General features: G+C 44.2%; 12 protein-coding genes and 1 tRNA gene. 9 read left to right on the plus strand and 4 right to left on the minus strand.

Going from position 1 to position 13,805, the window contains the following annotated elements; translation table 11 throughout:
- The first annotated feature begins 53 nt into the window (after positions 1-53).
- Complete coding sequence (locus GVV58_RS11860) at positions 54-1,388, plus strand: Na+/H+ antiporter NhaC family protein (RefSeq protein WP_159516633.1); 1,335 nt, start codon at positions 54-56, stop codon at positions 1,386-1,388.
- A gap of 48 nt (positions 1,389-1,436) precedes the next feature.
- On the opposite strand, the gene GVV58_RS11865 is transcribed toward GVV58_RS11860, so the two are convergent.
- Positions 1,437-2,474, minus strand: coding sequence for an AraC family transcriptional regulator (locus GVV58_RS11865; protein WP_159516634.1), 1,038 nt, complete (start codon positions 2,472-2,474; stop codon positions 1,437-1,439).
- Between the two features lie 142 nt (positions 2,475-2,616).
- Here GVV58_RS11865 and GVV58_RS11870 point away from each other — a divergent pair, with 142 nt between their 5' ends.
- Positions 2,617-3,495, plus strand: coding sequence for a metal-dependent hydrolase (locus GVV58_RS11870; protein ID WP_159516635.1), 879 nt, complete (start codon positions 2,617-2,619; stop codon positions 3,493-3,495).
- Positions 3,496-3,556: 61 nt separating this feature from the next.
- On the opposite strand, the gene GVV58_RS11875 is transcribed toward GVV58_RS11870, so the two are convergent.
- Positions 3,557-4,549: a DUF2804 domain-containing protein gene (locus GVV58_RS11875; RefSeq protein ID WP_100329830.1), complete on the minus strand. Its 993-nt coding sequence runs from the start codon at positions 4,547-4,549 to the stop codon at positions 3,557-3,559.
- Positions 4,550-4,685: 136 nt separating this feature from the next.
- The gene (locus GVV58_RS11880) at positions 4,686-5,195 is read right to left on the minus strand and encodes a DUF1543 domain-containing protein (RefSeq protein WP_005098068.1); all 510 of its coding nucleotides are present in this window, start codon (positions 5,193-5,195) and stop codon (positions 4,686-4,688) included.
- A 486-nt stretch (positions 5,196-5,681) separates the two neighbouring features.
- Here GVV58_RS11880 and GVV58_RS11885 point away from each other — a divergent pair, with 486 nt between their 5' ends.
- Entirely contained in the window at positions 5,682-7,913 is a 2,232-nt protein-coding gene (locus GVV58_RS11885) for an NADP-dependent isocitrate dehydrogenase (RefSeq protein WP_100357986.1), read from the plus strand.
- A gap of 257 nt (positions 7,914-8,170) precedes the next feature.
- Here GVV58_RS11885 and GVV58_RS11890 read toward each other — a convergent pair.
- Positions 8,171-8,257 (minus strand) — tRNA-Leu (locus GVV58_RS11890).
- 167 nt (positions 8,258-8,424) lie between these two features.
- Here GVV58_RS11890 and queA point away from each other — a divergent pair.
- The 6 genes from queA to yajC all read left to right on the plus strand — a co-directional run bounded on the left by queA (position 8,425) and on the right by yajC (position 13,774).
- Positions 8,425-9,459, plus strand: coding sequence for a tRNA preQ1(34) S-adenosylmethionine ribosyltransferase-isomerase QueA (queA, locus tag GVV58_RS11895; RefSeq protein ID WP_159516636.1), 1,035 nt, complete (start codon positions 8,425-8,427; stop codon positions 9,457-9,459).
- A gap of 15 nt (positions 9,460-9,474) precedes the next feature.
- A complete protein-coding gene (locus GVV58_RS11900) occupies positions 9,475-10,503 on the plus strand; it encodes a hypothetical protein (protein ID WP_159516637.1) in 1,029 nt (342 codons plus the stop codon).
- Positions 10,504-10,560: 57 nt separating this feature from the next.
- Positions 10,561-11,130, plus strand: a complete 570-nt coding sequence (locus GVV58_RS11905; protein WP_005098074.1) for a LemA family protein — start codon at positions 10,561-10,563, stop codon at positions 11,128-11,130.
- Positions 11,131-11,241: 111 nt separating this feature from the next.
- On the plus strand, positions 11,242-12,093 hold the full coding sequence (locus GVV58_RS11910) for a DUF4303 domain-containing protein (RefSeq protein WP_159516638.1): 852 nt from the start codon (positions 11,242-11,244) through the stop codon (positions 12,091-12,093).
- A 119-nt stretch (positions 12,094-12,212) separates the two neighbouring features.
- The gene (gene tgt, locus GVV58_RS11915) at positions 12,213-13,343 is read left to right on the plus strand and encodes a tRNA guanosine(34) transglycosylase Tgt (RefSeq protein WP_005098076.1); all 1,131 of its coding nucleotides are present in this window, start codon (positions 12,213-12,215) and stop codon (positions 13,341-13,343) included.
- Between the two features lie 101 nt (positions 13,344-13,444).
- The gene (gene yajC, locus GVV58_RS11920) at positions 13,445-13,774 is read left to right on the plus strand and encodes a preprotein translocase subunit YajC (RefSeq protein WP_005098077.1); all 330 of its coding nucleotides are present in this window, start codon (positions 13,445-13,447) and stop codon (positions 13,772-13,774) included.
- Positions 13,775-13,805 lie beyond the last annotated feature (31 nt).

The following is a 13,805-nucleotide window of genomic DNA, read 5'->3' on the forward strand; positions in this document are numbered from 1 at the left end:
AAATTGCAAAACCTGCTTTATACTAGTCCTATTCTCTTACTTTTTTATCTCCTATGCAGACTGATTCTGAGGCTACAGTGCAGGCACGCGCCATTGCACTGCTGCCGCTTATTGTATTTTTAACCCTATTTTTGGGTAGCGGGATCTATCATTCCCTGATTGGAACCGAATTTGCGTTCTATCAGGTGAAAGCGCCTGTTGCTGCCCTGCCTGCGATTATTTTGGCTGCATTGGTGTATCGCGGCAAACTCAATCAGGGCATTGAAGCCTTTCTAAAAGGGGCCAGTCATCCGAACTTAATTTTGATGTTTATGGTGTTTATGCTGGCCGGTGCCTTTGCCAGTGTCAGCAGTGCGATTGGCAGTGTGGATGCCACGGTACAACTGGGCCTGTCGATTATTCCGCCTGAATTTATCTTGCCGATGCTGTTTATCATCTCGGCATTTATTGCCACGGCGATGGGCACCTCCATGGGCACCATTGCAGCTTGTGCCCCGATTGCCTTTGGTTTTACCCAGGTCACCGATATTAATGTGATCTACGCCATTGGTGCAGTCGTAGGCGGTGCCATGTTCGGTGACAACCTTTCCATGATTTCAGATACCACCATTGCAGCCACCACCAGCCAGCGGGTGCAATTACGTGACAAGTTTAAAGTCAATGTCTGGATTGCTGTACCGGCCTCTATCAGCACCATTGTGATTTATATTTTAAGTACAGGCAGCTCCAGCTCCGTAGAATATAAAGATTTTAACTGGTTACTGGTCTTACCTTATATTGCGGTCTTTGTTTTGGCTTTTAGTCGCCTGCATGTCCTCGCAGTACTGACCATTGGTGTTTTGCTTTCGGGTCTGTTCGGTCTGTTTGCGACGCCTGAATTTAACCTGCTCAAGCTGAATACTTCGATTTATGACGGCTTTGTCGGCATGTTTGAAGTGGCATTACTGTCCATGTTTCTGGCGGGTCTGTCAGCGATCATGCAACGTGAAGGTGGTTTACGCTGGCTAATCGAGCGCATTTATAGCCTGACCCGTCTGTTTAAAGTTGGGCAGCAAAGGGCCGGCGAAATCGGGATCAGCTTTCTGGTGGTATTTTCAAATATCTTTGTGGCCAATAATACCGTCGCAATTATTCTGTCGGGTGATATGGCACGTGAAGTCGCCAAAGAATACGGCGTGGATCCCAAGCGTTCTGCAGCACTGATGGATATTTTCTCCTGCGTGGTACAAGGTCTGATTCCTTATGGTGCACAGTTGCTCCTCGCCTGCTCGATTGCAAAAATCTCACCGGTTGAACTGATTGGCGGCTTGTACTATTGCTGGATTCTGGCCATCTTCGCAATTGCTGCGATTGCGTTGAGATTCCCCAACCTTAAAGCAACCGCTTAATCTCTGTATCATCCTCACATCAAAAAGCGATCTGATTGGGTCGCTTTTTTATTGCTGTGCATGCTTTAACTGTTTCTTGCGCTGGAACAAAGTCTGTCCGGTGGCTGCTTTATAGGCGCGGGCCAAGGCCGACTGGTCGGAATAATCCAGCGCTTCAGCAATCTCGCTCAGACTAAGCCCCTGCTGTAACAAAATCTCACAGCGTTTGATGCGCTGCTGTTGCAGCAGTTTTTTAAATGAAGTTTGATATATGCTGAATAAGCGTTGCAAGCTTCGGGTCGACATCCACAACTGCTGGGCAAGCTGCTCAATTTTGATCGCCTGTTGCCTGGTTCGCAACTGTTCGGCAATGATTTGCTGTGCTTGCTGCAAGGTATTTTCAACAGGTGCTTTTGCTGCAATCGCCTGTTCCGCCTGAAGAGTCAGCAACTGCAACAGCATCGGATCTGCCTGCTCAGACCCATGACCTAGCCCCTGTACATCCAGTTCCAGAGCATAATAATCTTGAGAAAACTGAACCTCACAGGCAAAGAATTTTTGATAATGCATTTGTGCCATTTCAGCTGCATGAGCCAGTCGTACACAACGCAATAAAAGTGGCTGCTCTTGCAAAATAACCCGTCCCAGTTGCACCATTGCTGCCATGGTGAGCTCATTTAACAAATTATATTTTCCATCTAAATAGTCCCAATAGAGTTCCATACTGTGTTCATGCTGCTTCAACTGTAAAGGCACGAATTCACTGCCATCAATCACCAGCCGCTGAAAGCGCATGCTATAGCCGATCATTTCCGCGACACTACTGCTACGTGAAACCATATAACCCAGTACACCAAAATGCTCAGGACGAATGACCTGCACGATTTCAAAAATCAGCTGCGGACAGTTCAGATGTTGCCGGGTAGTTAAAATAATATGATTCAACAATTCCAAAGGTACTTGTGTATCAAAAGGCTGATCGATGAGGGTCACAAGCGAGTCATGTACATCTTGCAGAAAGTCGGCAGTTAAGGGTTCAATCCCCAAATCACGCAAATAAGTCGCCCAGAGCTGAAGATAACCATTGGATATTTTTATGTCTTGCATGTGCGATTCTCGCTGGCAGCTCTAATCTGACCAGTTTTATTTTCATTTGGCATAAAATGTATAAAAATTGGCAAGCTCTGTCAAAACAATGGCGAGATTCGCCGACATACTGTCAGCATCGTCACAAAAAAGAATCTACAAGATGAACGCCATATTAAAATCCGCCCTACAGCCTGTGGTTCGCACCCAACTTGATTTTAAACTGGATGAAATTCCACGTTACTGGTTCGGCGGCGATCCCTTTATGACACGCATGTTCGATGCCCTGAGCCTGACCTTTCCAGACGGCGAGCGCTATTTTATTCAGAGTGTCCGCCTGTTCCGCGATCAGATCCAGGACCCGGAGCTGCAACAACGTGTCGCGGATTTTATCCGCCAGGAAGCCCAGCACGGCATCGCGCATGACAAAATGAATCAGTTGATGCGCGAACAAGGCATGCCTGTAGACCAATTTATTGAACGTTTAAATAAAATTTTCAATTATGATCTGAAGCACCGCTCACCCCAGTTTAATATTGCCATTACCGCTGCGGCAGAGCATTTAACGGCGCTTATGGCAGAAGCTTTTTATGGACAAAAACAGACCCTGAAAGATGCCCATCCTTTTGTACGGGCATTATTGGCCTGGCATGCCATTGAGGAAATGGAACACCGCGATGTAGCTTTTGATGTGATGAAAAATGTGGCCAAAACCCCAGAATTTACCCGTCGAGCCACCTTAGTCAGCACGACCATTTTAATGTTTAGTTTTACCGTCTACCGTGCCAATGTCATGCTGAAACATGATGGTTTTAGTCCCTTGCAACGCTTGCAGATGAATATCAAGAGCTTACCCTGGTTTTTTGGCCCAAAAGGCACATTGGCCCGAATGGGCAAACAGTATCGAGACTGGTTTAAAAAAGACTTTCATCCGAGTCAGCACCCAGTGATTGCCCAATACGAGGTCTGGATCAACACCCTAAATGAAACCGGCGATCCGATTCAAGCCGGTGAAGCCTTCTGGCAGGCCGCGAAAGACTAAACGTGAGCATCGCTTAAATCAAAAAGCCTTCAAAATTGAAGGCTTTTTGATTTAAGATGATTTACCACTTGGCATAATGCTGCTCAAGCAAGGCATATTCATTCAGTAAAATAATTTCCTGATCATCCTGCTGAATGGTGCCACAGACTTTGGCCTGCCACTGGCTAAACTGGCTGCCGACCAGACGCAAATTCAGATTTTCATAACGTCGCCAACCGGTTGTCACCGTTAGATTCAGCTTTTCATCTAGTGATTGAATCGTCCATTGAGTTTCAGTTTCCTGCTGAAAGAGCACATCAGCCAATGGATAAATTTTTCCGTTGATCCACAAACAGTTTTCATTACCAAAGCTTTCGTTAACACCGGATGCTAAATTAATTCCAATCCGCTGATTGGTCGCATCCCAAAAGTTACATGACAACCAAAACCAGGCAGTTTCTGGACGTAGAAAACCACAGGTGTCATCCAGCAAGGCAAAAGTTCGTTCGTTAAATTGAATCTTTTGTTTTTGTTTATTTAGAAAATAGCCTTCGCAACCTAAGGTCGTGAGCTTTTGCGTATAAGTCCAACCATTAATACCAGTTGGGCTACACATACTTAAAGGATCGGTTCCTGCACAAAAGATTCGTGCACTGAGCTGAATTTCGCCGTATTTACTGACATTGATATAGCGCACACCGTTGGCATGCTGAATATCGACCTGAAAAGGCGATTTATGGAAATAACTGTGATTGAATAATGGCTGTTCGTCCAGCACAGTATGGCGAGACAGGAAATTAATCGCATTCCATTCCAGAACATCATTGGTCATATGGTTGTAGACATAGACAAAACTGTGCCCTGCCCATGCAATATCGGCAATCGCCAGCCCAATGGTATAATGTTCGTGCTGAATACTACAAAATTTGAATTTCTTATATTTTAGATGCTTACGCCAGCCTGACAGCACCTGACCATAAGGGTTCTTGTATTGATATGCCTGATAGTCAATACTTTTTGGAAGTTCCTTGAAACGTCCATAGTGCGGTTGTCCATTTGCCTGAATTAAATCCATTTAAGATGTTCCATCTCAGTCAAAAGCTGTTTTTCCTTTCCGGTATTATGCAGATTATTGAACTTTGATAAAGATTTTTTTTAAGTCACTCGTCGAATCCTGACCCTCAGCCACGCTATAGCCCTATGCTTCAGTTTTAAATCGTGAGATAGGTATTTTCCCAGCGATTCGCACTAAAATGTCCCTCGACCAGCTGTACATATCGGCCATACACCTGATCAATCGCAATGCAATCATCGACATCCAGCACCCGGTCAGTATGCTGTTTTTGCCAGTGCTTGGCGAAATAAGCTTTACCGCGCTGTTTTGCCACCATGGCATTCTGTGCCACCACCAGCACATAACGGTGCAGCTCACCAAATTCACGTGCATCATACCCCCCTAAATTAATCAGCCAAAGCTTTTCGGCAGCCTGATTCGGAGCAGCATCGCTAAATTGAACGTGATAATTTTTGCCCTCGAACTCCAGTCCATTAATTTGCGCCCAGGCATCAATATGCAGCCCTTTTTGCTCGGCAAACCAGGCATTTTTCAGTTGAGGATAGGTTTCTTCCAGAGTTTCGCCTACTGCCAGTACCACATCATGAACTTCTGTATTGGCACGGGCATGACGGCCACCAAGCATCACAATAAATAAACTGGGCATTCGATTTCCTTATTTCGCTGCAATTTTAAGAATGATTTGATCAATACTTAGAAGTATATCGCAAAGTAATTCCATGATATTGAGGTGATGATTCGTCAAGACAAATTTCCTCAATTGACCCTAAGAAATTGTCCCGAAATAGTATCTGATTACTCAACATTTATTTGTATTTCGAGATCATCACGATCCCGCCCAATGCTCAAAAACTCATCTTCAGTGAATACAATCTGGTAGCATAAAATTTCCTTCCAGCACCACAATGATTTCTAAGCGCCGAAAATTATTTTTTTGTACAAAATACAAACACAGCTAAACCATACAAATCTGTACAAATTTTCGCCCAAATTTCAATCTAAAAGCATATTTCGTTGACTGAAATGCGCTGAAAGACGATACTCTCAATGTTTTTATTTAAGCAAATCGGTTCAATGAGGCTGGACCAAAAGTTCGGTCCTCAGAAACTCAATCCAACGCAAGGGGCTATATATGGCTGGTGGAAAGTCAACTATCATTTACACACTGACCGACGAGGCGCCATTACTGGCGACTTATTCTCTGCTGCCGATCATTGAGACCTTTACTAAGCCAGCTGGCGTTGAGATCGTCAAAAGTGACATCTCTGTAGCTGTGCGCGTGCTCTCTGAATTTACAGATTACCTAAGCGAAGAGCAAAAGGTGCCTGACACTCTAGCTGAGCTAGGTCGTCTTACACAAGATCCAGACACGAACATTATCAAACTCCCAAATATCAGTGCTTCTGTTGGCCAGCTAACAGCGTGTATCAAGGAACTCCAGTCTAAAGGCTATGCCCTTCCTGACTATCCTGAAAACCCGGCCACTGAAGAAGAAAAAGCAATCAAGGCACGTTATAGCAAATGTCTTGGTTCAGCAGTAAACCCGGTACTACGTGAAGGTAACTCAGACCGTCGTGCACCTGCTGCCGTTAAAAACTATGTGAAAAAACACCCGCACTCTATGAGCGAGTGGAAACAGTGGTCTCAAACTCACGTTTCACACATGGACGAAGGCGACTTCTACCATGGCGAAAAGTCGATGACTTTAGACCGTGCACGTAATGTGAAAATGGAATTGATCACCAAGTCTGGTGAAACCATCGTTCTTAAGCCAAAAGTTGCGCTTCAAGATGGCGAAATCATTGATTCAATGTTCATGAGCAAAAAAGCGCTTTGCGATTTCTATGAAAAAGAATTAGATGATTGTAAAGAAGCTGGCATCTTGTTCTCACTTCACGTGAAAGCAACCATGATGAAAGTTTCACACCCGATCGTATTCGGTCACTGTGTGAGAATTTACTACAAAGACGCATTTGAAAAACACGGCAAGTTATTTGATGAGCTTGGCGTGAACGTAAACAACGGTATGGCTGGTCTTTATGAAAAGATCGAAACTCTACCAACCTCTGTACGTGAAGAAATCATTGCAGATCTACATGCTTGCCAAGAACACCGTCCAGCACTTGCGATGGTTGATTCTGCCAAAGGCATCACGAACTTCCATTCACCAAACGACGTGATTGTAGATGCTTCTATGCCTGCAATGATCCGTGGTGGCGGTAAAATGTGGGGCGCTGATGGCAAACCTTATGACTGTAAAGCAGTTATGCCTGAATCAACATTCGCACGTATTTACCAGGAAATGATCAACTTCTGTAAGTGGAATGGCAATTTTGATCCACGTACAATGGGTACCGTACCGAACGTTGGTTTGATGGCACAAAAAGCGGAAGAATACGGTTCACACGACAAAACTTTCGAGATCTCTGAAGCGGGTATTGCCAACATCGTTGATCTTGAAACTGGCGAAGTGTTGATGTCACAAAACGTGGAAGAAGGCGATATCTGGCGTATGTGTCAGGTGAAAGACGCACCGATCCGCGACTGGGTGAAACTTGCAGTAACGCGTGCACGTAACTCTGGCATGCCGGCCATCTTCTGGCTTGACCCGTACCGTCCACACGAAAACGAACTGATCAAGAAAGTTGAAAAATACCTGAAAGATCATGACACGACTGGTCTTGATATCCAGATCATGTCTCAAGTACGTGCAATGCGTTATACGCTTGAACGTGTTGCTCGTGGTCTAGATACCATTTCTGTAACAGGTAACATTTTACGTGACTACCTGACTGACTTGTTCCCGATCATGGAATTGGGTACATCTGCGAAAATGTTGTCAATCGTGCCGTTAATGGCGGGTGGCGGCATGTATGAAACAGGTGCAGGCGGTTCTGCTCCTAAACACGTACAGCAGTTAGTTGAAGAAAACCACTTACGTTGGGATTCACTGGGTGAATTCATGGCGCTTGCAGTTTCTCTAGAAGAAATGGGTATTAAAGAAGGCAATGACAACATCAAGTTACTTGCTAAAACTTTAGACCGTGCAACTGGCAAATTGCTAGATAACGACAAGTCACCTTCTCGTCGTACTGGCGAACTCGACAACCGTGGTAGCCATTTCTACCTGGCGAAGTTCTGGGCTGAAGAACTTGCTGCTCAAGACGAAAATGCTGAATTGAAAGCGAAATTTGCACCACTTGCAAAAACTTTAGCTGAAAATGAAGAGAAAATCGTTACTGAGCTTGCTGAAGTTCAAGGTAAATCAGTAGACATCGGTGGTTACTACGCTGTTGATCAAGAGAAAGTAAATGCAGTGATGCGTCCAAGTGCTACTTTGAATGCAGCACTTGCTACGATCTAAGCTTTTGCAAAACTGACTTGATCAGTAATGTAAAATAAAAAAACCGGCGTCTAGGCGCCGGTTTTTTATGTCTGATTGATGTATCAAAGTTATTCAATTAATCTATTTTTCGCTATAGATATAAATCATCATCTTACTGACAAAACCACTCAAATTCAGTCAAAAACCATTTTAAGAAATGATGAAAATAAATACTTTTAAATATACAGACAATAAAAAACCCCAAGACTGAATGTGCTTGGGGTTTTCTAGAATTTTGGTCCCGAGGGTCGGACTCGAACCGACACGTCATCTCTGACAGCGGATTTTGAGTCCGCCGCGTCTACCAATTTCACCACCTCGGGAGTGGATGAAAGGTATAATACGCGATTTCTCGGCACTGTCAACGCAGAATATTTACATTTGTTTATTTTTAAAACAAATGGCATTTTTTCGTTTTAAAATCGAGCAATTCCCGCCATAAAAAAGAAAAAAGTTTATACTAGCCGCAGTTTTTTTAGCGTAAATCATCATGCAACTTTCTGATTTTAATTTTGATCTCCCCGATGAGCTGATTGCTCGCTATCCCCTGGAAACACGCAGTGCCTCTCGCCTGCTGCACCTCGATGCACACGGTCAATATCACGACCATCAATTTACCGATATTCTGGACTTGCTTGAAGACGGCGACTTACTGGTATTGAACGACACCAAAGTCATGAAAGCACGTCTAAAAGGCAAACGTGCCTCAGGCGGCGCGGTAGAAGTACTGGTTGAGCGCATGATGGATCAGTTTATTGCACATTGTCATATTAAGGCCAGCAACTCACCGAAAGCCGGTGCAGAACTGTTTATTGGCCCAGATGCAGTAAAAGTGACCGTGCAAGGTCGTCATGAAAACCTGTTTATTGTGGAATTTTCACAGCCGATTTTAGACGTCTTAGACAAATATGGCGCCCTCCCTATTCCGCCCTATTTCAACCGTGAAGCAGAAGAAATTGATACCGAACGTTATCAAACTGTGTTTAATGATCCAACCAAGCTGGCCAGTGTCGCAGCACCTACGGCTTCTCTGCATTTCGATAAAGACTTATTGAAAAAGTTAGCAGCCAAAGGAATTCAAACCACCTTTGTCACACTACATGTGGGCGCAGGTACATTCTTACCAGTACGCACTACCGATATTGAAAATCACATCATGCACAGCGAATGGTGCCAGGTGTCCGATGAGTCGATGGAACTCATCAAAACAACTAAAGCGCGTGGCAATAAAGTCATTGCCGTTGGTACAACGGCTACCCGTGCCACAGAAAGTGCGGCGCAGGCCAATGGCAGTGAGCTGAAAGGCTGGACCGGTGATACCCAGATTTTCATTTATCCGGGTTATCAGTTCAAAGTGGTCGATCGTCTGATTACCAATTTCCATTTACCGGAATCGACCCTGCTGATGCTGGTTTCTGCCCTATCCAATCGTGACAACATTCTGAATGCTTACAAGCATGCAGTAGACAGCCACTATCGCTTCTTCAGTTATGGCGATGCCATGCTGATTGATCAGGCACAATAGCGAGAATAGCTGCCCATGCCGATCGAGTCTGTACAACAGTCCATTCATATTCGCCGCAAGAAAAATGCAGTGGTGTTTCAGAATATCGCCCGGCTGTGGGATTTGGGCCGTCAAGCCAAGAGTCATCAAGACCTGCTTGACGGATTGCATCCCTGGAATGGCCCGATAACGCTAAAATTTGAAAATAATCTGCCATTGGCGCTGGCTGGTATTGGTTTGTTGCTCATCGTCAGCATTTTTATTGCACCGGAAAATATCTGGATTCAAAGTGGCGTTTTTCTGGGCGGCCTGCTGCTGTTCTGGGCCTATCTTTGCTATGAGCAGCAGCAACCACTAGATGAAGTTATTGGTTTTCTGGAAGATGTAGCACTGACCAAAAAATATCAGCTTGCCTTTCAGCAACAGCCACAGCATATTTCAATTCCTTTAAATCCCCTGCATTTTATTGGACATTTAAAACGTTTATTCCCCTTATTCAATCAAGGTTCTTTGAGTAATGAGATTACACGTTATGCCAGTACGATATGGGAAGATGAAAACGGCCAGCAACATCAGGTGCTGCTGTTTCAATATCATTATATTGATGAAGTACAAGTTCGCAACAAGCAAGGGCAGCCGGTTAAATTAATGCAGGTTCACAAAGACCTGTGGGGCGTATTTGTCTTTGATATCCAGATTCAGGGGCTGGCGGTCACGACTTCTCGACGTAAATTTTATTATCCTTATAGCCATCCTTGGCATAGTAGCGATATTCGTACCAATCAACGCTTAAGCTTTTATGGCAGTGATCCGATGCAAACCGCCAAATTACTCAGTCCGGGTTTTGTACTGCGTCTGGCCGATTTTTTTGCACAGCGTCAGGGGGATTTACTGTTTCATCCAGAAAATCGGATGCTCTGCTATCTGGGGCCTCATGACCTATTTCAGGTGTCGAGCAAGCATCGTCATATCAATGATATTTCGACATTGCGCGGCCATCTCAGAACGTTTAAATTAAGACAACTCGAACAGTTACAACATGATCTTGTACAGTTTTTAAAATAACTGCTTTTTTTTAAATCAATATTTTCAGAATATAAATATGAATTGGGGAGATCTCGCATGGGATTTTTGGTTTTATGTTTGATCATTATTGCGCTGATTGTGCTGATCATTATGATCCGCAACAGTATTGTCCGTCATCACAACGCGACGATTCGCGCCTGGTCGGATGTTGCCAGTTATGAACGGCAGAAACTGAAAATTCTGGATGGGCTGCAGCCGCTGGTCGAGCAATATTCTTCTTTTGAAAAAGGCACACTGGAAAAAGTCACCGAACTGCGTCAGAACATCATGAATTTAAATATCAACGATGCCGACATTTCTCAGTTACAGCGCATTGAAAGCCTGAACAAACAACTCATGCATAGCCTCAATGTAGTGGTTGAAAACTATCCCGAGCTAAAAGCCAATGACATTTATCTGAAAATGATGGCTGAAATTGAAGAACAGAATGAAAATGTCGGTGCGGCAATTACCATTTATAATCGCAATGTGGAACTGTTTAATAACCAGATCCAGATTTTTCCACACAATGTGATTAATAATATGCTGTTAGGAAAAAAAGCAGTTCGCCCTTTTCGCGATCAGAGCGCAACCCAGAGTTTTGACTATCGTCCAAATTTTCACTGAGCAACTATCTCATCTGATCGACTTTCTCATCCTGGCGTACTCAACTTATAATAAAATGACCCAGGATGAAGCTACACCTTTATAAAACCAATAAAATAAAGAATAAAAATTATGCTGAATTATGTAGAGCGCTTAGAGCAGACGCTGGTGGAAGAATTTTATCAGCTTTATGACCATTATCAGGACGATGGAATCTATGCCTGTAGTCTGGTCTTTGACGAATTTTTACTGCTGGATGATCTGGCCATTTCGACTGAATGCAGTATTTTTAAAGATCCGGAAGATCAGCGGCAATATCTGGCTGAACAAGATCGCTGGAATGTCCCAAAATGGCGTTATCGGGCACAAGCTGCGCCCGACTCTGGACTGATCCCGTTCAAAACTTTGCTGGCTGATTATTTTAAAACCCAGCATAGTTTTGGTCATCCGCTATTAGAACAGCAACAGCTCCACACAACACATCTGGATTTATTACTGCAAACATTCAAACAGGCCAAATATCGCCTCTCCGAAGCCTATGGTCTGGATCTGGGCAATATACTTTTTTTCCTGAGCCTGCCAAACCAGGCCGAATTTGAACGCCGATCTGCACTGGAACTCAACCCAGAAAGCGCCTTATTGCAAAACTTTCTAGCCTCCCGACATACCCAGCCTTTTTCTGAAATCAGTAAGCGATTAAAACTCTCGCAAAATGACAAAGACATTCTGATTGATCTGGAGCAAATGCTGGTGATGGAGCCTTATGATTATCTGCAAGTGGCGCACGATGCCTATTTGCTGACCTTGGAATCCTACTTTATCGACAGCAATATCTATATCCAGAAACTGATCCAGCATATTGCCGCCATGGCCTCTGAACCGGATGGCAGCTGTGCTCTTAGCCGGGAAGATATCCAGCAGCGCTTGCAACAGTTTTCTGCAAATTCGACTATTTCACCTGATCTTGCATTTATTCAACGATAAATAAAATTACAGAGCGAATGCTCTACAATGCTGGCGTTTAGCGTAAGAATCAAGGAAAATAGCGCCCTTTAGCTATGAACTAGCAGCGAACTGTTTTTTCGCCTGGATGTGGAACTCCTATGAAGTTTGAAAAATTAGGTCAGTCGGGTCGCGCCCGTCGTGGTCGTTTAACGCTTGAACATGGTGTGGTTGAAACCCCGATGTTTATGCCTGTCGGCACTTACGGTACGGTGAAAGGCCTGTTGCCGCGTGATATTAAAGAGATCAAGTCTCAAGTCATTTTGGGCAATACCTTCCATTTGTATTTACGTCCAGGACTCGATGTGATTCGTGAACATGGTGGCCTGCACGAATTTATGAAGTGGAATAATCCCATTTTGACCGATTCCGGTGGCTTCCAGGTATTCAGTCTGGGTGCAATGCGTAAAATTAAAGAAGAAGGGGTCACCTTCCGCTCACCCATCGATGGTTCAAAAGTATTTTTATCGCCTGAAATTTCAATGGACATTCAGCACACGCTGAACTCTGACATTGTGATGATTTTTGATGAATGTACGCCCTACCCTGCGACGCATGAAGAAGCGCAAAAATCCTTGCAACTGTCTTTGCGCTGGGCGAAGCGCTGTAAAACCCAACATCATGAGGTTCTGAAAAACCGTAATGCACTGTTTGGGATTATTCAGGGTGGCATGTATGAAGACTTACGTGAAGAATCGTTAAAAGGCCTGCTGGATATTGACTTTGATGGTTACGCGATTGGCGGTCTGTCCGTTGGCGAGCCTAAAGAGGAAATGATCAAGGTACTGGATTATCTTCCAGAACAAATGCCGGCAGATAAACCGCGCTATTTGATGGGTGTCGGCAAACCTGAAGATATTGTGGAAGCGGTGCGCCGTGGTGTCGATATGTTTGACTGCGTGATGCCAACCCGAAATGCACGTAATGGTCATTATTTTGTCACAGATGGTCTGGTACGGATCCGTAATGCGAAATATCGTCACGATCAAAGCCCGCTTGATCCACATTGCGATTGCTATACCTGTACCAACTTCACTCGTGCTTATTTATTCCACCTCGAAAAATGTGGGGAAATGCTCGGTTCGATGCTCGGTACCATTCATAACTTGCGTTATTACCTGCGCTTGACTGAATCCATGCGTGATGCCTTGGACAACGGTACATTTGATGCGTTTGTGCAGGACTTTTATGCCCGTCGTGGCCTGGAAGTACCCCCTTGCCCGCAAGATTAATCCATCAGCATTTGCGCTGAGGAAAAAGACAATGTAAATTGCAAGAATATGTCAATTTATTATCAAGTTGATCACCAGTTTTTTTATTTTAGGAAAATGTAATGAGCCTTTTTATTTCGACTGCTCACGCTGCAGGTGAAGCTGCACAACAACCCAGCATGATGGCGAACCTTTTGATGATTGCGGTTTTTATTGCAATCTTCTATTTTTTGATCTGGCGCCCTCAATCTAAACGTGCCAAAGAACATCGTGCTTTGGTTGAAAGCCTTGGTGTTGGCAGTGAAGTCGTTTTTGCAGGCGGATTAATGGGCAAAATCACCAAGATTGAAGGTGACTTCGCAGTGGTTGAATTGAACCGTGGCGTAGAAGTTAAAGTTCAGCGTGCGAGTGTGATTTCAGTCCTTCCTGAAGGCACTTTAAATAACCTTTAATCAAAAATAGTCGTGCCCTTGCACGACTTTT

The sequence above is a fragment of the Acinetobacter sp. 18QD2AZ41W genome (assembly GCF_009829025.1).
GTDB classification, from domain to species: domain Bacteria; phylum Pseudomonadota; class Gammaproteobacteria; order Pseudomonadales; family Moraxellaceae; genus Acinetobacter; species Acinetobacter pseudolwoffii.

What these genes read in the sequence shown, in the direction of transcription:
- GVV58_RS11870 (WP_159516635.1), top strand. Translation starts at nt 2,617, where the DNA reads ATGAACGCCATATTAAAATCCGCCCTACAGCCTGTGGTTCGCACCCAA.
- tgt (WP_005098076.1), top strand. Translation starts at nt 12,213, where the DNA reads ATGAAGTTTGAAAAATTAGGTCAGTCGGGTCGCGCCCGTCGTGGTCGT.
- yajC (WP_005098077.1), top strand. Translation starts at nt 13,445, where the DNA reads ATGAGCCTTTTTATTTCGACTGCTCACGCTGCAGGTGAAGCTGCACAA.
- GVV58_RS11875 (WP_100329830.1), bottom strand. Translation starts at nt 4,549, where the DNA reads ATGGATTTAATTCAGGCAAATGGACAACCGCACTATGGACGTTTCAAG.
- GVV58_RS11905 (WP_005098074.1), top strand. Translation starts at nt 10,561, where the DNA reads ATGGGATTTTTGGTTTTATGTTTGATCATTATTGCGCTGATTGTGCTG.
- GVV58_RS11860 (WP_159516633.1), top strand. Translation starts at nt 54, where the DNA reads ATGCAGACTGATTCTGAGGCTACAGTGCAGGCACGCGCCATTGCACTG.
- GVV58_RS11910 (WP_159516638.1), top strand. Translation starts at nt 11,242, where the DNA reads ATGCTGAATTATGTAGAGCGCTTAGAGCAGACGCTGGTGGAAGAATTT.
- GVV58_RS11880 (WP_005098068.1), bottom strand. Translation starts at nt 5,195, where the DNA reads ATGCCCAGTTTATTTATTGTGATGCTTGGTGGCCGTCATGCCCGTGCC.
- GVV58_RS11865 (WP_159516634.1), bottom strand. Translation starts at nt 2,474, where the DNA reads ATGCAAGACATAAAAATATCCAATGGTTATCTTCAGCTCTGGGCGACT.
- GVV58_RS11900 (WP_159516637.1), top strand. Translation starts at nt 9,475, where the DNA reads ATGCCGATCGAGTCTGTACAACAGTCCATTCATATTCGCCGCAAGAAA.
- GVV58_RS11885 (WP_100357986.1), top strand. Translation starts at nt 5,682, where the DNA reads ATGGCTGGTGGAAAGTCAACTATCATTTACACACTGACCGACGAGGCG.
- queA (WP_159516636.1), top strand. Translation starts at nt 8,425, where the DNA reads ATGCAACTTTCTGATTTTAATTTTGATCTCCCCGATGAGCTGATTGCT.